The organism is Hymenobacter gelipurpurascens (genome assembly GCF_900187375.1).
GTDB classification, from domain to species: domain Bacteria; phylum Bacteroidota; class Bacteroidia; order Cytophagales; family Hymenobacteraceae; genus Hymenobacter; species Hymenobacter gelipurpurascens.
Genome location: NZ_FYEW01000002.1, coordinates 795,366 through 817,828, shown reverse-complemented (window position 1 = coordinate 817,828; position 22,463 = coordinate 795,366). Strand labels below are relative to the sequence as shown.

General features: G+C 55.6%; 19 protein-coding genes. 3 read left to right on the top strand and 16 right to left on the bottom strand.

Annotated features, from left to right (window positions below; all coding sequences use genetic code 11):
* Positions 1 to 104: 104 nt before the first annotated feature.
* The 6 genes from ruvA to CFT68_RS15260 form a co-directional block, all read right to left on the bottom strand.
* Positions 105 to 710 (bottom strand): Holliday junction branch migration protein RuvA, encoded by a 606-nt coding sequence (ruvA, locus tag CFT68_RS15290; protein ID WP_088844405.1) that lies wholly within the window; start codon positions 708 to 710, stop codon positions 105 to 107.
* A 356-nt stretch (positions 711 to 1,066) separates the two neighbouring features.
* Entirely contained in the window at positions 1,067 to 3,340 is a 2,274-nt protein-coding gene (locus tag CFT68_RS15280) for an NADP-dependent malic enzyme (RefSeq protein ID WP_088844403.1), read from the bottom strand.
* Positions 3,341 to 3,616: 276 nt separating this feature from the next.
* Positions 3,617 to 5,587: a LysM peptidoglycan-binding domain-containing protein gene (locus tag CFT68_RS15275; protein ID WP_088844402.1), complete on the bottom strand. Its 1,971-nt coding sequence runs from the start codon at positions 5,585 to 5,587 to the stop codon at positions 3,617 to 3,619.
* Between the two features lie 11 nt (positions 5,588 to 5,598).
* On the bottom strand, positions 5,599 to 7,038 hold the full coding sequence (gene gatA / locus CFT68_RS15270) for an Asp-tRNA(Asn)/Glu-tRNA(Gln) amidotransferase subunit GatA (protein WP_088844401.1): 1,440 nt from the start codon (positions 7,036 to 7,038) through the stop codon (positions 5,599 to 5,601).
* 14 nt (positions 7,039 to 7,052) lie between these two features.
* Positions 7,053 to 7,427, bottom strand: coding sequence for a twin-arginine translocase TatA/TatE family subunit (gene tatA / locus CFT68_RS22340; protein ID WP_088844400.1), 375 nt, complete (start codon positions 7,425 to 7,427; stop codon positions 7,053 to 7,055).
* A gap of 11 nt (positions 7,428 to 7,438) precedes the next feature.
* On the bottom strand, positions 7,439 to 7,663 hold the full coding sequence (locus tag CFT68_RS15260; protein ID WP_088844399.1) for a Sec-independent protein translocase subunit TatA/TatB: 225 nt from the start codon (positions 7,661 to 7,663) through the stop codon (positions 7,439 to 7,441).
* 311 nt (positions 7,664 to 7,974) lie between these two features.
* Between CFT68_RS15260 and CFT68_RS15255 the strand changes: the two genes are divergently transcribed.
* Complete coding sequence (locus CFT68_RS15255) at positions 7,975 to 8,928, top strand: GAF domain-containing DNA-binding protein (RefSeq protein WP_088844398.1); 954 nt, start codon at positions 7,975 to 7,977, stop codon at positions 8,926 to 8,928.
* Positions 8,929 to 9,266: 338 nt separating this feature from the next.
* Here the strand turns inward: CFT68_RS15255 and CFT68_RS15250 are convergent, their stop codons facing one another.
* The 9 genes from CFT68_RS15250 to CFT68_RS15210 form a co-directional block, all read right to left on the bottom strand.
* Positions 9,267 to 10,634: a murein hydrolase activator EnvC family protein gene (locus tag CFT68_RS15250; protein ID WP_245815405.1), complete on the bottom strand. Its 1,368-nt coding sequence runs from the start codon at positions 10,632 to 10,634 to the stop codon at positions 9,267 to 9,269.
* 13 nt (positions 10,635 to 10,647) lie between these two features.
* A complete protein-coding gene (locus CFT68_RS15245) occupies positions 10,648 to 11,418 on the bottom strand; it encodes a DUF4292 domain-containing protein (protein ID WP_088844396.1) in 771 nt (256 codons plus the stop codon).
* Entirely contained in the window at positions 11,411 to 13,237 is a 1,827-nt protein-coding gene (locus tag CFT68_RS15240; RefSeq protein WP_088844395.1) for a tetratricopeptide repeat protein, read from the bottom strand. Before CFT68_RS15240 ends, CFT68_RS15245 begins: the two co-directional genes overlap by 8 nt.
* Positions 13,238 to 13,351: 114 nt before the next feature.
* The gene (locus CFT68_RS15235; protein ID WP_088844394.1) at positions 13,352 to 14,362 is read right to left on the bottom strand and encodes a sugar nucleotidyltransferase; all 1,011 of its coding nucleotides are present in this window, start codon (positions 14,360 to 14,362) and stop codon (positions 13,352 to 13,354) included.
* 143 nt (positions 14,363 to 14,505) lie between these two features.
* The gene (gene dut, locus CFT68_RS15230) at positions 14,506 to 14,940 is read right to left on the bottom strand and encodes a dUTP diphosphatase (protein WP_088844393.1); all 435 of its coding nucleotides are present in this window, start codon (positions 14,938 to 14,940) and stop codon (positions 14,506 to 14,508) included.
* 126 nt (positions 14,941 to 15,066) lie between these two features.
* Entirely contained in the window at positions 15,067 to 16,569 is a 1,503-nt protein-coding gene (locus tag CFT68_RS15225; protein WP_088844392.1) for an oligosaccharide flippase family protein, read from the bottom strand.
* Positions 16,570 to 16,716: 147 nt separating this feature from the next.
* Positions 16,717 to 17,505, bottom strand: coding sequence for an enoyl-CoA hydratase/isomerase family protein (locus CFT68_RS15220; RefSeq protein WP_088844391.1), 789 nt, complete (start codon positions 17,503 to 17,505; stop codon positions 16,717 to 16,719).
* An 84-nt stretch (positions 17,506 to 17,589) separates the two neighbouring features.
* On the bottom strand, positions 17,590 to 18,528 hold the full coding sequence (locus tag CFT68_RS15215) for a hypothetical protein (protein ID WP_141106585.1): 939 nt from the start codon (positions 18,526 to 18,528) through the stop codon (positions 17,590 to 17,592).
* Positions 18,529 to 18,542: 14 nt separating this feature from the next.
* Positions 18,543 to 19,961 carry an MBOAT family O-acyltransferase gene (locus CFT68_RS15210; RefSeq protein ID WP_088844389.1) on the bottom strand — a complete coding sequence of 473 codons (1,419 nt, stop codon included), beginning with the start codon at positions 19,959 to 19,961 and terminating at the stop codon, positions 18,543 to 18,545.
* Positions 19,962 to 20,263: 302 nt separating this feature from the next.
* Here CFT68_RS15210 and mscL point away from each other — a divergent pair, with 302 nt between their 5' ends.
* Positions 20,264 to 20,686 (top strand): large conductance mechanosensitive channel protein MscL, encoded by a 423-nt coding sequence (gene mscL / locus CFT68_RS15205; protein WP_088844388.1) that lies wholly within the window; start codon positions 20,264 to 20,266, stop codon positions 20,684 to 20,686.
* 274 nt (positions 20,687 to 20,960) lie between these two features.
* On the top strand, positions 20,961 to 21,416 hold the full coding sequence (locus CFT68_RS15200) for a hypothetical protein (protein WP_088844387.1): 456 nt from the start codon (positions 20,961 to 20,963) through the stop codon (positions 21,414 to 21,416).
* A gap of 128 nt (positions 21,417 to 21,544) precedes the next feature.
* On the opposite strand, the gene CFT68_RS15195 is transcribed toward CFT68_RS15200, so the two are convergent.
* Positions 21,545 to 22,066 (bottom strand): hypothetical protein, encoded by a 522-nt coding sequence (locus CFT68_RS15195; RefSeq protein ID WP_088844386.1) that lies wholly within the window; start codon positions 22,064 to 22,066, stop codon positions 21,545 to 21,547.
* Positions 22,067 to 22,463: the final 397 nt, after the last annotated feature.

Sequence of the window (22,463 nt, the reverse complement as noted above, 5' to 3'; positions counted from 1 at the left end):
GGAGAGAGGAATTGAAATAAGCTGTAGGACAGTTATAATAGGCCTAGGCCAGTGGCCTGGGTCACGCTAAAAACCGTGCACAGTGGCTTTCAACCACTACTAGTCTAGTGAGACTTAAGAGCGAATTTAATTAATTCCTCTACGCTCAGGTCGTTGCCGTGCTTGTGCTGGATCTGGTCGAGATTCTTCTCGGCCGCGGCCCGCGCAAAGCCTAGCGTTACTAAAGCGGCTAACGCTTCCGAGCGGTTGGTATTGTGTGCTTTGGCCAGCGGCACGGTATCAATGCCGGCTTTGGCCAGCAACTCATCTTTGCGCAGCTTGTCTTTGAGCTCCAGCACCACGCGCTGGGCCGTTTTGGGACCTACCCCCTTGATGCTCTGAATGGCGCGCACGTCTTCCTGCACAATGGCCTGCCGAATCTCGCCCACCGACATCGACGATACCATCACGATGCCCGTGCCTGGCCCAATGCCCGATACCGAAATCAGCTGCATAAACAGCGCCTTCTCGTTGGGGTCCAGGAAGCCGTACAGCGTCTGGCCATCTTCCTTAATGTGCTGATAGGTAAACATCTTGGCCTTCTCGCCTTCGGCTGGGAGCTTGGAGTAGGTAGCCAGGGAAATCCGGATTTCATAGCCAATGCCCTGCACATCAAGAATGGCCAGAGCGTGATCTTTATAAGCGAGTTTACCGTCGATGTAAGCAATCATAAGCGGAATGGAGGGGGCGGTTAGTTGGGCAGACAGAACACCAGCTGACGGTCATTTGTCCCGAGAAAAATGGCTTTTTCTCAGCATTAGCCAACAAATTGCGCGCAATTCTGTGTATTGGCAAGTTGGCGCTAATTCAGCCGGAATCAAAGCTGAAGCCTTGGGGGCTGCTATGCCACTTAGCCTGGCCGCAATGCCCCAGCAGCACGATATGCAGTTGTGAAAGAGTGGGTGAAGATTAGCAGAACACCACCTGGTGGCCTAGCAATAAAAGCCCAGTCAAAAACCAGGCCCCCTTGCCCATCCTGGCTGGCAGGAACTGGCGAGGGGGCCTGATACGAAGATGTGCTACTGGCCTAGAGGCGGTTGTGCAAAGTTTGCGCGTCGACAACAGCAATGGAGGCAATGTTCACGATTTCGCGGACGGAAGCGCCCAGCTGCAGGATGTGCACCGGCTTGCGCATACCCATCAGAATCGGCCCGATTACCTCAGCACCTCCAATTTCCTGAATCACTTTGTAGGCAATGTTGCCGCTGATTACATTCGGGAAAATCAGGGTGTTGGCGCCACCTTTCGCGGCCAGCTCCGAGAAGGGGTACTGCTCCTGCAGCAGCTCGGGGTTCAGGGCGGTGTTGGCCTGCATCTCACCGTCCAGAATCAGCTCGGGGTAGCGCTTTTTGGCCAGTTCGGTAGCTTTACGGGCCTTGTCGGGCAGGTCGCCGGGGTTGGAGCCGAAGTTGGAGTAGCTGATAACGGCCATGCGTGGCTCCGTATCAAAGAACTTCACGGCGCGGGCCGTCAGCCCGATGATATCCACCATTTCCTCGGCCGTAGGGTCGATGTTCACGGTTGTATCGGCGAAGAAGAAGGGGCCTTTCTTGTGCTGGATGATATACATACCAGCCACGCGCTTCACGCCGTCTTCCACGCCAATTACCTGTAAGGAAGGCAAAATCGATTTGCCGTAGTCCTTGCTCAGGCCCGTGATGAAGGCATCGGCCTCGCCGGTTTCCAGCATCATGGAGCCAAAGTAGTTCCGCTCGCGGAGCAGGCGGCGGCCTTCGTAGAGCGTGATGCCCCGGCGCTGCCGCTTCTGGTACAGCAGGTTAGCGTACTCCTCGCGCTTGGCGTCGTTCTCCAGGATATCGATGACCTTACAGCCTTCCAGATCGAGGTTGTTGGCCCTAGCAATCTGCTCAATTTTCTGGCGGTTGCCCAGTAGAATAGGTTGGGCAATGCCCTCGTCGTGCAGAATCTGCGCGGCCTTGAGAATCTTGTAGTTGTCGCCTTCCGCAAATACCACCCGCTTCGGCCCCGATTTCGCGGCCGACGTGATGCGGTTCATCAGCTTCTGGTTCACGCCCAGGCGGCTGCGCAGTTGGTCCTCGTAGGCCATCCAATCCTCAATCTGGATGCGGGCCACGCCGCTTTCCATAGCGGCCTTAGCTACTGCCGGACTTACCACCGTGATGAGGCGCGGATCAAGAGGCTTCGGGATGAGGTAGGTGCGGCCGAACGTGAGGGTATTGTCGCCGTAGGCCTTATTTACCATGTCGGGCACGGCATCCTTGGCTAGCTCCGAGAGGGCGTGCACGGCCGCCAGCTTCATGGCCTCGTTGATTTCCGTGGCCCGCACGTCCAGAGCTCCCCGGAAAATGTAGGGAAAGCCGAGCACGTTGTTCACCTGATTGGGGTGGTCGGAGCGGCCCGTAGCCATAATGATATCTGGACGAGTAGCCATGGCTACTTCGTAGGCAATTTCGGGGTCTGGGTTGGCTAGCGCAAACACGATGGGATTATCGGCCATCTTCAGCAGCAGCTCGGCCGGCAGCACATTCGCCGCCGATAGACCCAGGAACACATCGGCGCCATCCATGGCCTGGGCCAGTGTGGTGATAGGCCTATGCGTAGCAAAGCGCAGCTGCATGTCAGCCAGGTCAGTGCGGTCGGGCGTAATGATGCCGTCCTTGTCGAACACCACCACATTTTCAACCAGCACGCCCAGCTCCAGGTACAGGCGCAGGCAGCTGATGGCCGCCGCGCCGGCACCGCTCACGACCAGCTTGATTTCGTCAACTTTCTTGTTTACCAGCTCCAACGCGTTCAGCAGGGCAGCCGAGGTAATAATGGCCGTGCCGTGCTGATCATCGTGCATGAGCGGAATATTCATCTGCTCGCGCAGAGCCGTCTCGATGCGGAAGCACTCGGGGGCTTTGATATCCTCCAGGTTGATGCCGCCAAACGTAGGCTCCAGGGATTTTACAATCCGGATGAACTCGTCGGGGTCGGTGGCATCAATCTCGATATCGAAGCAGTCGATGCCCGCGAACTTCTTGAACAGTACGCCTTTGCCTTCCATCACGGGCTTGGAAGCTTCGGGGCCGATGTTGCCCAGGCCTAGCACAGCGGTTCCGTTGCTGATAACGCCTACCAGGTTACCCTTGGCAGTATACTTATATACGTTGTCTTTGTCGGCGGCAATTTCTTTGCAGGGCTCCGCAACGCCGGGAGAGTAGGCCAGGGCGAGGTCGAGCTGGGTGCTGACGGGCTTGGTGGGCACTACTTCAATTTTGCCGGCGGGTTCCTGAGAGTGATAATTCAGGGCGTCCTGTCTGTTTATTTTAAGCATACGCGGGTGGCAACGGGTGGCACTCTTGAGGAGTTTAATCAGCAAGTTGGGGCGAAATCAGCCGGAATCAAAGTTTAGGCGGCATGCCTACCAAATACCGGGGCCCGACACAAGGCAGTGTTGGATATCAGGATTTGGGCAATAATGTCTACAATAATTTAGGAGTGGCCTAGAGTCAGCCGACTACATCTTCTTGCTGCTTCGTAAAGCAAAAACGGGCGCCGACAAAGCACCCGTTCAGAACAAATAGTCTGTATTTCAGCAGCTGGTAGTGGCCTAGCCAGCCACAATTAGCTTTTGCCCTGGTTTCACTTCGTCAGATTTGAGATGGTTCAGTTGGCGCAGCTGCTCCACCGTAACGCCCTGATAGCGGCGTGATATATTATACAGCGTATCGCCGGGCTGTACCAAATGCACTTTAGGCAAACCGGGTGCTTTCGTGGCTGGCTCGGGGCGTGCGGAAGCCGTACGAACAGGCTTTGCTGTAATTATCTCCGTCGCAACTGGCCTAGCGTCTTCCTCTTGGTCGTCGGTGGGGTGCAGGACCAGCTTCTGGCCCGGCTGCACTACTTCCGATGTAAGATGGTTCCAGGTCATTACCTGGGCCACCGTCAGATTCCGTTCGCGGGCAATCTTCTCAATGAAGTCGCCTCGGCGAACGGTGTAGTCGGCCGGTACGGAGTCATCGGCCTCAATTGCCCGGACTGAAGCTACCACCGCTTCTGCCCGGACTGGCCTGGCAGTTTTTACGCTACGGGAAATTTCTGCTTTTACGATCGAGCTCGGGGTTGCGGGCTCCGTTTCAGGACTAGCAGCAGCAATCTGCCCCACTTCCGGTACGCGCGAAAGCACGGACTGTGGCTTGCGCGCTATCGCAACAACAGTTTGAGCAGCCGAAGCGGATGGCGCAATCGGTAGGAACACCACCAATTGGCGGCGCGACGAAAGGGACTGGCCTTTGCGCAATTCATTCCAGCGCCGAACCTGCGTCTGGCTTACATCATAGCGTTCGGCTACAGAAGCAATTGTCTCGCCACGGCGCACCGTATGACGGACGCGGCGGAACCGCGGCTCTGTCGTCGGCTCGGTTTCGCGCGGGGCTCCATCGGCCAGCAAGCCCCTGGTAACCACGGGCGTTACCCCCATCAGAGGGGTAATGCGAGGCGAAAGAGGTGTAGGAAGCTCTGCCAGGGGCTGGCAGTAATCAAACAGTGTTGCTCTATCAACCATGGCCAGCATTGGGCGGGCAGTGGCCGGCAGCTGAACTGTATATGGCCGGTATCCGGCTGGCAACCAGGTCTTGCGGAGCTCTGGGTTTTGCCGCACAAGCGCCATCGAGTCGGTGAAGCCACAGGCCCTGGCCAGGCGGGTCAGGTCAAAGGCCCGGCCGCCCAGCTGCAGGGTGTCCATGGGCTCGGCGTACTGGTAGCGCAGGGTAGGAGAGTGCAACTGGTGCTCCTGCGCATGCTTCATGGTGTACATGATGGCCGTGAAGGTGGGCACGTAGTTGCGTGTTTCGGCCGGCAGGTTTGGGTAGACTTCCCAGAACGTTTTCTTGCCCGTCCGCCTGATTACGCGCTGCATATTGCCGGCACCCCAGTTGTAGGCCGCTAATACCAATTCCCAATCGTGAAAAACGCCGTAGAGGTAGCGTAAGTGCTTGCAGGCTGCCTCGGTGGCTTTCTCGGGGTCCATACGTTCATCCACCCACTCATCGCGCTTCAGGCGCAAATCATTGGCCGTAGGGCCCATAAACTGCCACAGGCCCGTAGCACCTACCCGCGATTTGGCCGTGGGTATCAGCGCTGATTCTACTACCGCTAGATACTTCAGGTCTGTAGGCAGGTTGTACTTAGCCAGATACTTCTCGAAAAGCGGGAAGTACAGGTTTTCGCGCTCCAATACGCGCTGAGTATACGTGCGCTGCCGTTCCGTAAACAGGCGTACAAACGCCAAAACCGATGGGTTGAACGCGTGCGGAACATCGGTTTCGAAGCACTGAATTCGGTCGCCTACTAAGTCCCGCAGCTCGGGTGGAGTCTGCAGCCATACAAGGCGGGCGGAATCTACTGGAACAGGAACTGCCACCAGGGAATCTGGCGGCAGCTCCATTATCGTTTGTAAGGAGTCGTTGGGCTGTGCGCTTGGGGCCGGGGGTACTTGGGGCCTGATCTGGGCCATGCTTAAGTGGCCTAGCGTTGTCCCAATTAATACAGGAGCAACTGCGCGCAGCAACAACTTCTTCATCTTACATCAAGCTAAGACAGTACAGGCGTAAGTGTTTCCGTCACGGATTTGGCAAAAGCCAACAGGTGTTCCTCACGGAACGCCCCACTAAGGATCTGTAAACCAATGGGTAGGCCCTGCGCATCGTGGCCTGCTGGCACCGAGATAGCAGGAACACCCGCCAATGAGGCCTGAACGGTAAAGATATCCGCCAAGTACATGGCTAAGGTATCTTTTTTGTTTTCCCCGATTCGGAAGGCCGTGGTTGGAGTAGTAGGAAGGACCAGGAAATCGTACTCACGCAGCAGCTCGTCGGTCTTTTCCTTAATCAGGCGGCGGACTTGCTGGGCTTTCGTGTAATACGCATCGTAATAGTCGGCGCTGAGCACGAACGTACCGAGCAGGATGCGGCGCTGCACCTCCGGCCCGAAACCTTGCGCCCGGGTCTTCTTGTACAACGATTCCAGATCCGTCGCATCGGCTGCCCGATAGCCAAATTTTACTCCGTCGTAGCGGCTCAGGTTGGAGCTGGCTTCGGCAGTAGTCAGGATATAGTAGCTCGGTACAATGAAATCCAGGTAGGGAAAGTCAACAGCTTCTACCACGTGGCCCTGTCCCCGGAAAGCGTCCAACGCTTGCTCCGTGGCGGCTTTGATTTCCGGGTTTAATCCTGGCCGATCCAGGCAGTCGCGGATATAGCCGATGCGGTAGTGTGGGGCCGGTTCCAGCAGCTCGCTGTAGGCTGGTACAGCACGCTGGCTTACGGTGCTGTCGAAGTTATCGGCCCCAGCCATTACCTCTAGCAGCAGAGCTGCATCTTCCACAGAGTGCGTGAGGGTACCAATCTGGTCGAACGACGAAGCGTAGGCAATCAGGCCATAGCGCGAAATGCGGGAATACGTAGGCTTGAAGCCCACAATGCCGCAAAACGCAGCCGGCTGGCGCACCGAGCCGCCCGTGTCGGAGCCAATAGAGGCCAAGCACATATCGGCCTGCACTGCTACCGCCGAGCCGCCCGAGGAGCCACCGGGCACGCGGTCTGGGTCAATGGCGTTGCGCGCCGGCCCAAAGTACGACGTTTCGTTGGAGGCGCCCATCGCAAACTCGTCGCAGTTCTGGCGGCCAATCAGGATAGCGTCTTCATCGAGCAGGCGCTGCACAGCGGTGCCGGTAAACAACGATTTGAAGCCGTCGAGAATATGGCTGCTGCTTTGGAGCGCGTGGTCTTTGTAGGCCAGTACATCCTTTAGGCCAATCACCATACCTGCCAGCTTACCGGCAGTACCGGCCGCTAGTTTGGCATCTACAGCCTCAGCCTGGGCGCGGGCCTCTTCGGGCCACACTTCCAGAAAGGCGTTCAGGTGATTCTGGCGCTCGATGTTATCCAGATAATACTCCACGAGCTGACGGCAGGTAGTAGTGCCTGCCGTCAGCTCGTTACGAACTTCCGTGAGAGAGGTAAAGCGTCTCAAATCGAAGAAAGAAATTAGGTCAGTTGGTCAGGGCGAGGGCGCTCCGGCGCGGGTGTAACTGGGGGCGTAATGCCACCATCCATGGGCGGAGCAATAGGGGCAGCAGCTGGTGTAATATCAGCAACCGGCGTTACTTCCGGGTTAGGAGCCTGGTAGGCCACTGGCTGAGTGAACTGCTGCTGATAGGGCTGTTGCTGGGGAAGGCCAGTGCCTTCAATTTCGCTACGGATTTCGCGCGAGGCATCTTTAAATTCACGGATGCCTTTGCCCAAGCCCCGAGCAAGCTCCGGAATCTTGTTAGCACCAAAGAAAATCAGAATGACCACCATGATGAGCATAATCTCACCACCACCTAGGTCACCTAAAAAAAGGAAAAAAGGAGTGCTCATGGCCAATAAAATTAATTGCGGGGAGCCGTAGGGTCGTTCGGGTTAATGGGACGGTCGCGGAACTCCGGCTTATCTTCCTTGGAAGCGTCTTTGAACTCCCGGATGCCTTGGCCCATTCCGCGGAAAAGCTCCGGAATGCGCTTAGCGCCGAAAAGCAAAATGATGGCTAGGCCAATAAGCAGCAGTTCGGTGCCTCCGAAGTTACCGATTCCAAGCAGAAGGGTGGCAAAATACATAGTTGAGTTAGCCGGGTGGCCAGTTTGGGGTGTCAAAGCTTAGTGTACGCAGCTTTGTACGGTTCGGGATTGTAAAGGTACCTCATAATTTCAAAATCAGTTCCGCTACGTCCGATTCTTCCTTCGCAGGAATAGCTCCGGCACGGGAGCTTCCAACCAGTAATTATAGAGGTTGACCGATGATTACTCTCTGTTCGGCGGTTGAATTATGGAAACTGCCGGTAAGCTCCTCTATTTTGATACTCTAAGAAGTGAAGATCTGTCGTAGAATCATCGGCTGTTAAATATTTCTAACCTCCTTTTATTCTGGAATGCATACCAAACCACGGGCTACATCACGCAAAGCAGCGTTGCTCTCCCATCCGCTGGCGGAGCAGGAGCGCATGGAAGCTCTGAGGGCCTATCAAATTCTGGATACGCCGGCCGAAGAGGCTTTCGATGACTTAGTGAAGCTGGCCTCCTACATCTGCGGAACTCCCACATCACTGGTTACGCTGGTTGATTCGGAGCGGCAGTGGTTTAAAGCGCGCATTGGAATGGAGGTGGAAAGTACTCCGCGCGAGCAAGCCTTTTGCCAACATGCCATGTTTGCCGAGGATGTATATGAGGTGGAAGACGCTTCCCTCGACCCGCTGTTTCAGCGAAACCCTTTGGTTACGTCTTCCCCCAACATCCGCTTCTATGCCGGGGCTCCGCTCGTTACGCCCCACGGCCAACCCATCGGTACTATCTGTGCTATCGACACCGTTCCGCGGCGGCTGGATGAACAGCAGCGGGACGCCCTGCGCATCCTGGCTCGCGAGGTAGTAGCGCACCTGGAGTTGCGCCGGGCCCGCTTACAAATTGAATACGAACAACAGAAGCTGGAGGAATTACTGCGTATGAGCAACGATGCGGCCGGATCCATTCATATGGCAGGCGGGCAAAATGAAATATTCGTCAAACAGGAGCACAAACTGGTGCGCCTGAAAACAGCTGATATCCGGTACATCGAGGCCCTCGGCGACTACGTGAACATCTACGTAGGCCAGGAGCGGTTTACCGTCTATAGCACGATGAAGGAACTGGAAGCCAAGCTGCCCACGCGCGATTTCGCCCGTATTCATCGCAAGTATATTGTTCGGCTTGATCGGATAGTGGCGATTGAGTCGGATGCGGTGATTGTGGAAGCAAGCCGTAGCGCCGACCGGCCAAGTACTGTGATGCCGGTGCCCATCGGGAGTTCCTACAAGGCTACCTTATTGAGCCGGCTCAACCTGATTTAAGGTCAACCACCAGCTTTTATCCTCTGCGAAGCAGGTAAACAAGATCTTCACCGAGATAAACCGTTGTTTCGGCGAAATCAGGTGCAAATCATATGTAAAGACACTTATCTTTCGTCATGTTATCGGGGATTGTCCCGTGGCAGACTGCAGCTTGCTGCGTTTGTTTCGGGAGAGGGATTACTGATAGCTAAGTTTGTTTTCATAGCTCAGAAAGACACCGTATGCTGTACGGTGTTTTTTTTCGCCCTTTCCGTTGGGTGCTGTAGGCCACTAGACTCACCGCAAAGAGGCTGCCGGCTTCTCTGTTAGGATGAAATGAGCGCCCTAGGCCAGTTCGGCTACTTGCGCCCTAGCCAGTTTTCGGGGTTCAGGTTGGAGCTGTTGTGCCACACCTGAAACTGCACCTCGGAGGTGCCTTCCGCATCAGTATACACGGTGCCGATGGTCTGGCGCGCCTTGATCTGCTGGCCTTCCGTCACGCTTACGCTCCGCAGCTTGGCATATACCGTGAAGTAGTCGCCATGCTGTACCATCACAATCGTGTTCATGCCGGGCACACTGGCAATAGTGAGCACTTTGCCATCAAAGACGGAGCGTACCGGTTCGCCGGCGCTGGTTTGAATATCTACTCCCCGGTTTTCTACCACCACGTTCTTCAGTACCGGGTGGTTGTGGCGGCCGAAGCGTTGGGAAATAAAGCCCCGGCCTACCGGCCACGGTAGCTGGCCACGGTTATCATTGAAGGAAGAGGCCAGGATAGCGGTTTCTGGCGTCAGGGTCACGCGGTCCACCCGCTCGGCGGCGGCTACTTCGGCAGCTTCGGCGGCTGCGGTGCTGGCGCGCGAGGGGGCATCGCCGGGGCGGGGTGCAGCGGTGGGGTTACTGGCACGGGCAGCAGCAGCTTTAGCGGCGGCAGCGCGGCGCGCGGCGAGGCGGGCCGCCCGGGCAATTTCCTCTTTTACTTTCAGGGCAATCAGGTTATCCAACCGACTGATGGCTTGCTGACGCGCCACCAATTCTTGCCGTAGGCTTTCTTCCTGCTGGCTGAGCTTGGTAACTACCTGGTCTTGCTGGGTTTTAAGCGTTAGCAGGTTCTTCTTCTCGGAGAGCTGGCTATGCAGCAGTGTGCCCTTTTCTTCTTTTTTCTCTTTAAGGCCGGTAAGCTGCTGGCTGAGCCGCTGCTGCGTATTAGTGATTTGGGCGGCTTGCGCTTTCCGTACCTCGGCGTACTGCCGAATGTAGCGCAGGCGCAGCATGAACTGGTTGAACGATTCCGAAGCAAACAGGAACATCACCCGGTTGTAGCTATTCGCCGTCTTGGAGCCGATGTAAATCAGACGTGCGTATTCAGCCTTCAGCTGCTCCAAGCTTTGGCGCGTGCGCTGTACCTGCGTTTCAGTCTGAACTACGTCGTTTTCGATGTAGTTCAGCTCATTGCTGATGTTGCGGATAACGCCCTGCTGGACGGTAAGCTTTTCTTTCAGCGCATTTAACTGGCCCACGGAAGCCTGCTTCTGCTTCTGGGTCTGCTCCAGAATGCGGCTGGCTTCCTTGATGCGCAACAGAGTTGCCCGCCGTTCCCGCTCCAGTTGGGCCTTGGTTTTGGTAGTTCTGCCGGTACCTGATGATTTAGAAGAGGTGGTGCGCTTGCGCTGCTGGCCTACCGCCGTACTGGCAGGCCCGGCAAGCACAACAAGGAGGGGCAACAGTAGCCACGGCTTACTTCTTCCGCGCATAGCCTTTGGGTACCGAAAAGGGGAAGGAAAGCCGCTCTTTGTCCAGATCGACGTTGCGGTAGTTAACCGTAACGGAAGAAGGCGCGCCTTTCGCCTGCTGTACTTTCAGCAGTGTAGTATGCGCGAAAAGCTGGCTCTGCGGAGTGAGTGGCTGAAAATCGGAATAGTCTACGTTGAGGTTGTTCTGCGTCTGCTGATCCTGGACAGTCAGCTGCTGCACCCTGGACTTCGCCAGATCAATGAGCTGCTGCACCAGCACGCCGCTTTGTTCATACTGCACGCGTTGCGTTCCACCATCAGTACTAATAGTTGGGACGGCAGCGCTGGAAGGGCTGGCCGGCAGATAGTCGCCGAGCAGCAATGCCTGCACCCGCTCAAACGTAACGGGAACGTTCAGCACGCGGCTCAGGTAAGCGTAGTCGCCGGTATAATATTCGCGCTGCAGCGGGAAAAGCACTTTTACTGAGTCGCGGGTGATGTAGGCCCGGAAGCCCTCAATGCCCAACGAAGCCGACATCCAAATAACACTGTCCTTGCGGATGCGCACGTTCAGGTTGGCTGTTTGCTGCACCCCCGGAAAGTCGATGGATACTTTGCCTTTGGCTTTGAGGTAGCTGAACTCAACGTTCGTTGCCTTCACCATTTCTGGTGCTTTAGCCGAACCGGTTTTGGCACCAGTGGGAGCCAGTTTGCGGTGGCAGCTTCCCAATAGCAAAACGGCACTCAGCAGAACCAGCGGAATATATTTACTCATACAGTTTCTTGTCTTTAATCTTGCGGTCAATCAGAGCAGAAGCGCCGCCCTGTTTCTGGGCCCGCTGCCACTCCGCCAGGGCTTTATCCCGCTCGCCCAATTGATAGAGTACGTCGCCGTAATGCTCGATTACGGTTGCATCTTTGGTTGTTTTGAGCGCTAGCTCAAATTGCTGACGAGCGCCAGCATAGTCTTTCATTTTATAGAGCACCCAGCCATACGTATCGAGGTAGGTGTCGTTGTCGGGATTCTGCTTCACGAGCTTCCCGGCCATTTCCTTTGCTTTTGCCAGCTTCTCGCCGCGCAACGAAAGGTAGTAGCTGTAATTGTTGAGCGCCTGGGCGTTGTTGGCGTCAAACACCAGAGCCGCCTCGTAGGCCGCGTCGGATTTGGCGTACTCCTTCACCTCGTGGTAGGCATCGCCAAGCTGGGTGTCAAACTGGGCCAGCAGTTCTGGGTTATCTGTTGCCAGCTTGCGGCCGTATTCCAGCGACTTGATACCTTTCGCGGGCTGCTTCTGCAGCATGTAGGCCACTCCATTGTAGAACCACAGCGACGCCTGGTTCGGGAACAGCTCCAGGGCCTTGTTGGTGTGCTGGAGCATCCCCTCCACATCATTCAGCTCGGCATCAATCAGTACTACCTGCTGCCAGATCTGGAATTTGGTGTTATCCAACTCAATGGCTTTCAGATAGCTGGCGCGGGCATCCTTTTTATGGTCAGTAATGGTCTGGATGTCGCCGGCAATGGAAAAGGCCTTGGCCTCTTTGGGATGCGTGCGCGTGGTGGCCTCCGCCAGCTCCAGCGCCGATTGGTTCAGGGCTGGGTTTGGCAGCTGTTTGATGTAGTCAATTAGGATGCGGACCTTGTTATCGATGTCTAGGCCAGGGTTCTCGAAGGCCAGCTTGATTTGCTTCTGCGACTCCTGCGGATTGTTCTGCTGCCGGTACACGTCGGCCAGAATCATGCGGGCCTGCGGGTTTTCGGGGTCCTGCTTAAGGGCCTGCTGCGCCACCCGAATGGCATCGGGAAAGCGATTGTTTGCGGCGTACATCTGGGCCTGAGCCAGCACGTAGCGCACTTCTTCGGGGTTGGAGGCAATCAGCACTTCGCCTTCCTGCAGGGCCTTGTCGAGGTTGTTCTGCTTGAGGTAAATCTGCTGTTTCTTGAACGATACCTCATCAATGGTCCCGAACTTCTTCTCAGCCTGCTCAAATGTGCTTAGTGCCTCATTGAGCTTGCCCTGGGCCATGTACAGATCGGCCAGGTTAAACAGGTAGTTGCCCGAGTCCGGGACGTCCTTGATAAGGGTTGTGTAGACCTTCGCGGCTTGGTCGTACTGCTTCTGCGAGGTATAGATTTGCGCCAGCAGCAGGTAGTAGTACGCATTCTTGGGGTCTAGCTTTACCGCCGACTGCGCGAAGTTCGTGGCGTCGCTGAGGTTACCGCTGAGCAGGTTGGTTTCAGCTATCTTATAGTTGATAGCGGCATTGGCAGGGCTGAGCGCGTAGGCCTTGAGCAGGCGTTCCAGCGCTTTATTGTAGTCCTCCAGCATGAGGTAGCGTAGGCCATCTACAAAGAAGGCCTCACTCATTTCCTGATCTTTCTCTGATAATGGCCGCTTCTGCAGCTGCATAGCTTCCAGCTCGGCGCGGCGGGAAAGTGCTTTGCGCTCTTTGCGGCTGAGCTTCTTGGCTTTTGGTGGCTTTTCAGTCTTTACAGCGCTTTTGCCAAGCACTTGTGCAGGCTGTTGGGCATGGCCTAGCTCGGCCACCGACAGGCCTAGCAACAGAAGAATAAAGGCACCTTTTCGACTCATGAACGCAGTAGCGCGGGCCCGTAGGCCATAGTTAGGGAAAGCAAGATACACCCTAGCACAACAAGGCAGGCCTAAACAGGTCCGCGCTACTGCAACTTCAGGAGGCGCAAATTATCACACGCGCAATGTGTTGTAATCACCCAGGCTCAAATCGTCTGGCGTACCCGTGACGGTGGCAAAGTTGCCGATCATGGAGTTGGTAACGTTGGCGTGCAGCACCGAAGCCGACTGCTGCACGATGCTGTTCGATACCACTGAGCTGCGCACGTTGCTCTGGTTGCCCAACGATACGTGCGGCCCCACTACCGAATCGGTAATCACGACGCCTTCACCCACATAAACCGGCGGAATCAGTACAGAGTTCGTGACTTTCGCGGATTCTGCTACCAGGTTTTCGCCACGCTCCTGCAGGTACTCCAGGTAGCGCTGGTTAGTAAAGACGGTGGCATCCTTGTTGCCGCAGTCGAGCCACTCCGTAACGCGGCCGGGCACAAACTTAGTACCCTTGCTCTTCATGTTTTCAAGGGCATTGGTGAGCTGGTACTCGCCTTTGTCCTTGATGTCGTTATCGAGCAGGAACTGGAGCTCCTGGCGCAGGTATTCGCCGTCTTGGAAGTAGTAGATGCCGATAATGGCCAGATCCGATACAAACTCCTGTGGCTTCTCCACGAAGTCCGTGATTTCGCCGGCTTCGTTGAGCTTTACTACACCGAAGGGCTTGGGGTCGTCCACGCGCTGCACCCAGATGGTGCCGGGCACGGAGCTATCCAGCGTGAAGTCGGCTTTGAACAGCGTATCGGCGAAGGCCACTACTACCGGGCCAGTCAGGGCCGACTGGGCGCATAGAATAGCATGGGCCGTGCCCAAGGGCTCATCCTGGTAATGGATAGTGCCTTTAGCGCCTACCGATTCGGCAATTTTAACGAGGCTTTTCTCTACCTCCGCACCAAAGCGACCGATGATAAAGGCTACTTCATCTACCTGCTCCCCGCAGACTTTGGCAATGTCTTCTACCAGCCGCTGCACAATGGGTTTGCCCGCAATAGGAATAAGTGGCTTAGGAACTGTGAGCGTGTGGGGGCGCATGCGCTTGCCCATGCCAGCCATCGGGACGATGATTTTCATAAGGAGTAGGTGAGTTTCGGATTTGTGATGTCTAGTACGGAAGGAAAGGCAGCCTGTTTACCCTGACTAGAAAGAACTCAGAATAGAAGCTGATAATCTGTGATTTATGCTGTTGAGAGTGGCCTGGCACTGGTTCTAGGCCACTACTGTACGCCGGTGCTACCGTAGCCGCCGGCACCGCGCTGGGTTTCACTTAGGGTTTCTACAGGTTGCCACTGCACCGTTTCGTGGCGGGCCACTACCAGCTGCGCAATTCGCTCGCCGTCATGCACCACGAACTCCTGGTCAGACAGGTTCACGAGTAGCACTTTCAACTCGCCGCGGTAGTCGGCATCAATGGTGCCAGGGCTATTCACGATGCTGATGCCGTGCTTGTAGGCCAGTCCGCTGCGGGGGCGCACCTGCATTTCGTAGCCCACCGGAATTTCCAGGAACAGGCCCGTTGGGATGAGGGCGCGCTGCAAAGGTTTCAGCGTGATAGAGGCCTCCAGGTTGGCGCGCACATCCATACCGGCGGCGTGGGCCGTCTGGTATTCCGGCAGCGGATGGTGGGAGGTGTTGATGATCGAAATCTGCATGAGAAAACAGCTAGCACAGTCTGGGCGCAAAGATAGGCCTAGGCCTATCTTTGCAGGTGCCTGGTGTAAAAATGTAGGGGTTTTTTTGAAATTTCCAAGTAAGCCCGCCGTGAAATACGGGCTAGGCTAGGCTGTCTGCAACCTATGCGGCCGCTCCACCAGCACCAACAAGGCAATGAACCCTAGGGTGAGCAACGCATGGAACGCATGACGGGTCCAGTACTCCGAGAGCGGCACAAACCAAGCTACGGCCACTACCACGGAGGCCAGGCCAATCCACGTCAGGAGGCGGGCAATGGGGTAGGGCACGGGGAAGTGGTGGTTGCCGAGCCACCAGCACACTGCTGCCATCATGAAGTAGCAGGCCAGCGTAGCCAGTGCCGAGCCCATGTAGCCGAGCACCGGAATCAGCAGGAAGTTGAGGGCAATGGTAAGGATGGCGCCGCCGAAGCCAATATAGGTGCCATAGTACGTTTTGTCGGTGAGCTTAAACCACACCGAGAGGTTCCAGTACACCCCCAAAAACAGGTTGGCCAGCAATAATATGGGCACCACCACCAGGCCTTCCAGATATTCAGCGCGGTGCAGAAACAGGCGGCCGAAGTCCTCCACGTTCACGCTCACCACCACAAAAATTACGGCGCAGCTCAGTGTGAACCACTTCAGCACCATCGCAAACACGCGTGGCGAGTTTTTCTCGGTGCTTTGGGCGAAGAAGAACGGCTCGGCGGCATACTTAAAGGCCTGCGTGACAAGCTGCATGAAAATGCTGAGCTTGTAGCAAGCGCCATATACGCCCACAGCCGTAAGGCTGCTCTGGCCCGGATAGAAGTTCTCGGGCAGCCACTTGGGCAGCAGAATACGGTCGAGGGTTTCGTTTACCATGCCGGCCAGGCCCATCAGCATAATGGGGTAGGCGTACTTCAGCAGCGGCCGCAGCGGCTCCAGCGAAAGGCGGAACCGGAAGTCGGTCAGCTCCCGGCCCAGCAATACCAGCGTCAGAAAGCTGGCCACCAAGTTGGAGAGGAACACGTAGCCCACGCCCATGCTGGGGTCATACACGCGCTCAACAAGGGGCTGTAGGCCAGTCAGGTATTTGCCCGCCAGTACATCGGGGCAGAACACGATGAAAAACAGGTTCAGCACGACGGTAAGCAGGATGTTGGCCATCCGGATGCTGGCAAACTTCTTGGCTTTGTTCTCTAACCGAAGCCGGGCAAACGGGATGGCGGCCAGCGCATCCATGCCCAAAATCAGGGCAATCCAGAACGCATACTGCGCGCTGCTTGCGGGCAGGCCTAGCAGATCCAGCAGCAACGGCGCCTGCCACAGCAGCAGGGCCGTGAGCAGCACGCTGGATACCAGCAGCAGGCTCAAGACCTGGTCGTAGAGCAGGCGGCGGTCGGTACCGGGGCGGTTGGCAAAGCGGAAATACGTCGTCTCCATCCCGTAGGTGAAGATGACGTTCAGGAACGAAACATAGGCGTACAACCCCGTCACGATGCCGTACTGCGCCGCCGCAAAACGCGCGGTATATACCGGTACTAGAAAGTAGGTCAGTATCCGGCCCACAATGCTACTGACGCCGTACACAGCCGTTTGCGAGGCCAGGCGCTTGGCAATACTCATTCAATAAGCGGGTAAAGTGAAAAAGGAAACGGCTAGGCCACTACAAGCCTGGCACAGTGCCACGAAGGACCTTATCAGACCAGAACGATAAATGCTCCAGCTTGATAAGGTCCTTCGTGGCCTGAAAAGTATGGTTAGGCCAGTAGCTTACTTGCCGGTGAATTGCGCCGGGCGCTTCTCCAGAAAAGCACTGCTCCCCTCGCGAAAATCAGCAGTACCGAAGCAGTGCGTGAAGGCATTAGCCTCGGCCTGATAGCCGTTGCGCTCCTTATCGTAATAAGCATTTACGGAATCAATGACCATCCCTAGCGCCAATGGGGCTTTGGTAAGGATGCGGCTCAGAAGCTGCTCCGTGAAGGGCAGCAGCTCCGCCAGCGGCACCACGTGGTTCACGAGGCCCAGGCGCAAGGCCTCATCGGCTTTCACCATGTCGGTGGTCAGCATCAGCTCCAGGGCTTTGCCTTTACCGATAAGCTGGGTAAGGCGCTGGGTGCCGCCGTAGCCCGGTATCAGGCCCAGGTTTACTTCTGGTTGGCCAAAACGGGCGTTTTCGGAGGCGATGCGTATGTGGCAGGCCATAGCCAGCTCGCAGCCACCACCCAACGCAAAGCCATTTACAGCGGCAATAATGGGTTTGGTGCTTCCTTCAATCATGCTGAAGGTTTCCTGGCCGCTCTCAGCCACGTGGCGTGCCGTAATTTCATCCTGGGCTGTCAGCTCCGCAATATCGGCTCCAGCCACAAACGACTTCTCGCCGCTGCCCGTCAGGATAATGCCACGCACGGCTTGGTCGCCGAGGGCCTGCAGCACCGCCACGCGCAACTCCTGAATGGTGGCTACGCTCAGGGCATTGAGCTTGGTGGGGCGGTTGATGGTGAGGCGCAGGATGCCGGTGGCGGCATTCAGCTCATACAGCAGATTATCGAAGGAAGCCATAGAAACCAGAAACGAAGGGGTCAGAGATGGACGCAAAGATAGGAGCAAAGCTACGCCTTCGTATTCGTTGGGGTGGTGAGTGGCCTAGCGAGGCTGGAGCGGCAGTTGTTGGAGCTGCTGCGCTAGCTGCTGGGAAAAGCGCAGGGCGCTGGCATCGGTGAGGTGCAGCCCATCGGTGGTGTAGTATTGGCTGCAGTCGGGGGCAGGCAGGAAGGTGTAAGCTCCAGGTGGGCAAATGGCTTCTACGCGCCGCCGGATGTACTGCATCTTGGCGCCTTCGCAAACCCCGGCATCAACGGGCATCTGAAAGAACACAACGTGGCTACCCTGCTTAGTGAAATAGCGCGCATAGCGTTTCAGAAGCGCCATATTGGCCCCGAACCCCGGTTCCATAGGCAACTCGTTGCCTTCCAGTCGGTTTTGAGCTACTACTTTGGGATTAAGGCTCAGATCTTCGGGTTGCTCCTGCGTAGCTAACGGGACTAGCGGTGTGGTGCCGGCGGCCCGCACCCCCAGCTTCTCCCGGATGTGGCCGGCCGATTTGGGTCGCAGACGCTCTAAGCCAGTGAACCCCAGTGTCAGGAGCTGGTTGAGCGGTTGGTGCCGCTCCTGGAACGCCGGCACCAGGCTCCGCAAGGGGTGCAGCGTAGGGTTGAACAGGTTTTCTATGGTACTGCGGTTAGGCTCCCGGTCCAGCACATCCAGCTCCACCAGTATCAGACGGGGGTGCTGCCCGGAGCGCTTCAGAATTTCAAACCCCTCAAATGCACTTTGGCCACGCAGGGCCAGGTTGTACACGGTGGGCGGCAGTGCCTGGCTACGTAGCTTCGCGGCCAGCGACGAGCCCAGGATAACGGTGCTGTACTGCGAGGCAGGTGCATAGATATACTCCTGCATTTTGATAACATTGTCCTGGTTAATGCCTTGGGGTACTGCTACCTCGCCTGGGTTAAACAGCAGCCAGGTATGGTAGGCCAGTAGCAGCAAGACCGCCGCCAGTACGGAGCGTATAAGTAACCTCATATCGGTTGGCGCAGCTAAAACTGGAAATAGATAAAGTCGCCCGAAGGCCCGGCGTTTGTCAGAATAAGGAACAGCATAAGTGCGTAGGCCAGGTAGGCGTATCGCCGAACCCGTACAGCCCACCCGGACTGGCGCAGCAGATACCAGGCGTGGTAAAGCAAAACCGGGATGGAGTACACCACAATGCACAGCATAGTCAGGTAGCTGAGGGCAGGCGTAGGCAGCTGGGTGTTCTGCCCAATATGCTGCACATAGCTAACGGCCTGATCGAACTGCGGAAGCTTGAACAAGAGCCAGGCCATTGAAACGAATGTAAAGGTGGCCAGCACCGCCAGCGTTTTGCCCGCCCAGGAACGCGGCGCCTGCATGTGCGGCTTCGCAAGGCGCTCAACTGCTAGCGCCAAGCCATGGAAAGAGCCCCACACGGCGTAGCTCCAGGCGGCACCGTGCCATAGGCCACCCAGAAACATTACAATCATCAGGTTGAGGTAGGTGCGCAGATTGCCGTGGCGGTTGCCCCCCAGTGGCACATATAGATACTCGCGCAGAAAGGAGCTGAGCGAAATGTGCCACCTTCGCCAGAACTCCGTTACGGACTGGCTGATGTAGGGAAAGTTGAAGTTATCGGGGAGGCGGTAGCCAAACAGATGCGCCACGCCAATGGCAATGAGCGAATACCCCGCAAAATCGGCGAAAATCTGCATGGAGTAGCCTAGCAGCATCATGAGCAGCAGCGAGGTACTCTGGGTTTCGAAGTATGGGTATGCAATCCAGAAAGTCTGCTCCTTGAGGTTGTCCGCCAGCACCATCTTCAGGAAATAGCCTACCACCACGGCCCTGAAAAATGCCTCCCAGTTGATATCGCGGAAGTATTTTGGCGTAATCTGCGGGATAAAGTCGTGGGCTTTGAGAATAGGCCCGGCAATAAGATGCGGGAAGAAGGCCACGAAGAAAGTAGTGTTGCGCGCATGCTCTACAAATTGGCGCGGCACCAGCTCCTGCTCGGCGTGCATGTCACGCCCCTTATAGGCATCTACCAGCAGGGTAATGCCCTCGAAAGTGTAAAACGAGATGCCAATGGGCAGAGGAATCTGCAGCAAAAACTGCCCTATGCTATCTGTAGGCGCGAATAGTGTGCGGCCTAGTAGCGGGCTGTACTTGAAAAAAGCGAGGATAGCCAAATTGATAACTACCCCAAGCGTAGCATACGCTTTGCGCCGTTCTGGGCGGCCATGCACCACGCCATAACTAGTCGTTACATTAATGGCTGCCGATGCCAGAAATAGCAGCAACAGATTCGGATTGCTCCAGGCATAGAATACCAAGCTGCTGACAATCAGCAGGGGAACTTGCCATCGGCGCATAAAAGGAAGATAATACAACACCACAGTCACCAGCACCAGAATGAGAAACTCAAAGCTGTTGAAGAGCATCTTTTTACAGAATAAGCGTGAGGGAAGATAGAGAATGGATGCAGCGCAGATTCAGCAATGTATAGAATTTATTCATTGATTAATCATAATAAATTGGAAATAAATACAGCTTATGGGCTAACGCTCTTGAGTAAATTCCTATTGGTTTGTGCAGCTGAGATAAGGAGCCAAACTGCAACTCAACAGTCATCTAGAGGCTTTTAGAGATAATGTTCTCCTAAGAATAAATGGTTTGCCAGGATTATAAAAATTATATATTTACTCGGTCTTATTGTTCACCTTCAACTGTACTCTATCTGCTTATGGGATTCATCTCCGAGTTTAAAGAATTCATTTCCAAGGGCAATGTGCTTGATCTAGCAGTTGGGGTAATCATTGGAGGGGCGTTCGGTAAGATCGTCACCTCCCTGACGGATGATATTCTGATGCCTATTCTAAGCCTGCTTACGGGTGGCCTAGATTTCAAGGACTGGTTCCTATCGCTGAATGGTACCACCTACAGAACACTGGAAGAAGCCAAGAAAGCGGGAGTAGCCACTGTCAATTATGGCTTGTTTCTGAATGCTATTATTGTTTTCCTATTGATGGCGTTTGCTATTTTCTGGCTCGTGAAAATTGCTAACCGCTTCAAAAAGCCTCAGGAAGTAGTAGCTGTAGATCCAGGTCCAACCAAAGACCAAGTGCTACTGGCCGAGATTCGGGACAGTTTGCGCAGCCGCGCATAACTCTCAAGCTCAGCCCCGTATTGCTGGCCGACCTTCACAATACGGGGCTGAGCTGAAGTGTACTTACGACTTCGGTTATGTGTAGCTGTAGGAATGCTTTACCGGGTGTAGAATAGGCGCGTAAGAAGTGGCCTACTGGCCTCTATCAGTTCCAGGAAATTTGAACTAACTTAGGTGCCAGCCCGTTGCGGCGCAGTAACTGGTTGAGTTGGCTACATTCTTGTGAGGGCAGATCTGCTCTACCAGATTTCGGCTAAGCCCCCTTTCCGCCTGTATGAAAAAGCTGTTTGTCGTCGCACTATTTGCTGGAGCCGGTTTACTGGCTTCCACTTCTGTTCATGCGCAAGAGGCGCCTCGCGCGGAGTATGCCGGGCAGGTGCGCCAGGGGACTGACACTAGCCCCAAGAAAAAACGCAAGTCGTCAGCTACCGATATTGCGCGTATGCAGCAGCGGATGAGCATGAACCCAAATGAGGTGAAGCGCGACCAGCAGAAGGAAATTCTGGAAGCGCGTTCGGGCGCGGCTACGGCCAACACCAGCTTCGGGCGCTCTGCAGGGCCTAGCCGGCAGTATGAGAAAGGGTCGGGCGGTTTCACGGTCCGGAAGTTCAAAGACAAACGTTTAGGCACGGCCAAACAGAAGCGTGGCCAATCCCGCGCTGGCGGATATGTGAACCCTAAAGGCAAACCTCTTAAGCACAAAAAAACGAAGCACTTTCTGTTCTTCTAAGCGCTAGGCCACTTGGCGCCACAACAACATCAAAAAAGCCTTGACGCAACGCGTCAGGGCTTTTTTGATGTTGTTGTGGGGTTATTCTGTTCTTTACTCATAATCTTAAACCTAATTCTCTTACTCGGCTAAAAGCGACCTGTGAGGCCTAGTTTCAGATAGGTCATATCGTAGCCAGCTTCCAGAAAGCCACCAATATTCTTCGTTAGGAAGTAGCGCCCTCCTACAAATACACCAGTCTCTAGGTGAGCTCCACCGTATTCGGTATCTGTATCGTGCAGTTGCACGCCATCAGAGTCATTATTGCGCGTCTCTATGCGTAGGCCTGCACTGATGCCGGCGTACGTATCCAGCTGAGGAATCTGTAGCAGATCGTAGTGGTACGTGCTACGGGCCAGTAGCATAATGGTGTTCCAGGTCGCTTTAGTGTCGGAGTTTGGAAATTGATAGGAGTAGCCTTTATACCCAATCATGCCGCCCACACCCACCGTACCGGGTCCAATGCCTTCCAACACCCCTTTCTCTGCCGATATGCTGATGGCTGGGCTTGAGTCTAGGCCACTCCCAAAGCTGTAGCCATAGCCAAGGCCCAGCCCCACATTGACCATGGTAGTGCCTTTGTGGTAGAGCCCATCCTGCACGGGCGCCAAAACAGGTGGCCTAGAAGAAGCTTGTGGCGAAGTACCTGCTGGCTCCGTGGCGCGGGGAACTGCAGCTGGCCTTTTCGCCGCCGCTCCGGCGCTTCCTGTTGAGGTAGCAGTACGTGAAGTACTCGTTGACGACGTTTTGGACGTTGACCGGGAAGCTGGCGCTTTTGACTGGCCTACAGCAGAAAATCCTGCGAGTAGGAAAGGCAGGAATGCAAAATGGTAAACACGCATCTTCATGAAGCAGATGAAACAACGGAAGCCCTAGACGCTAAGGGCGTCCGGCAGAAGTCAAGGTAGGGAAAATAGAAATTGCGGTGGCCATCAGCATACGGCTGATAGAGTGGACGCAGTCATACCGGGCCTAACGAAAAAGCCCTGACCTTAGTAGGCCAGGGCT

Bases quoted from the DNA above. Each gene is read 5' to 3' on its own strand.
- ruvA (WP_088844405.1), bottom strand. From the start codon at position 710: ATGATTGCTTACATCGACGGTAAACTCGCTTATAAAGATCACGCTCTG.
- CFT68_RS15280 (WP_088844403.1), bottom strand. From the start codon at position 3,340: ATGCTTAAAATAAACAGACAGGACGCCCTGAATTATCACTCTCAGGAA.
- CFT68_RS15275 (WP_088844402.1), bottom strand. From the start codon at position 5,587: ATGAAGAAGTTGTTGCTGCGCGCAGTTGCTCCTGTATTAATTGGGACA.
- tatA (WP_088844400.1), bottom strand. From the start codon at position 7,427: ATGAGCACTCCTTTTTTCCTTTTTTTAGGTGACCTAGGTGGTGGTGAG.
- CFT68_RS15260 (WP_088844399.1), bottom strand. From the start codon at position 7,663: ATGTATTTTGCCACCCTTCTGCTTGGAATCGGTAACTTCGGAGGCACC.
- CFT68_RS15255 (WP_088844398.1), top strand. From the start codon at position 7,975: ATGCATACCAAACCACGGGCTACATCACGCAAAGCAGCGTTGCTCTCC.
- CFT68_RS15245 (WP_088844396.1), bottom strand. From the start codon at position 11,418: ATGAGTAAATATATTCCGCTGGTTCTGCTGAGTGCCGTTTTGCTATTG.
- CFT68_RS15240 (WP_088844395.1), bottom strand. From the start codon at position 13,237: ATGAGTCGAAAAGGTGCCTTTATTCTTCTGTTGCTAGGCCTGTCGGTG.
- CFT68_RS15235 (WP_088844394.1), bottom strand. From the start codon at position 14,362: ATGAAAATCATCGTCCCGATGGCTGGCATGGGCAAGCGCATGCGCCCC.
- dut (WP_088844393.1), bottom strand. From the start codon at position 14,940: ATGCAGATTTCGATCATCAACACCTCCCACCATCCGCTGCCGGAATAC.
- CFT68_RS15225 (WP_088844392.1), bottom strand. From the start codon at position 16,569: ATGAGTATTGCCAAGCGCCTGGCCTCGCAAACGGCTGTGTACGGCGTC.
- CFT68_RS15220 (WP_088844391.1), bottom strand. From the start codon at position 17,505: ATGGCTTCCTTCGATAATCTGCTGTATGAGCTGAATGCCGCCACCGGC.
- CFT68_RS15215 (WP_141106585.1), bottom strand. From the start codon at position 18,528: ATGAGGTTACTTATACGCTCCGTACTGGCGGCGGTCTTGCTGCTACTG.
- CFT68_RS15210 (WP_088844389.1), bottom strand. From the start codon at position 19,961: ATGCTCTTCAACAGCTTTGAGTTTCTCATTCTGGTGCTGGTGACTGTG.
- mscL (WP_088844388.1), top strand. From the start codon at position 20,264: ATGGGATTCATCTCCGAGTTTAAAGAATTCATTTCCAAGGGCAATGTG.
- CFT68_RS15200 (WP_088844387.1), top strand. From the start codon at position 20,961: ATGAAAAAGCTGTTTGTCGTCGCACTATTTGCTGGAGCCGGTTTACTG.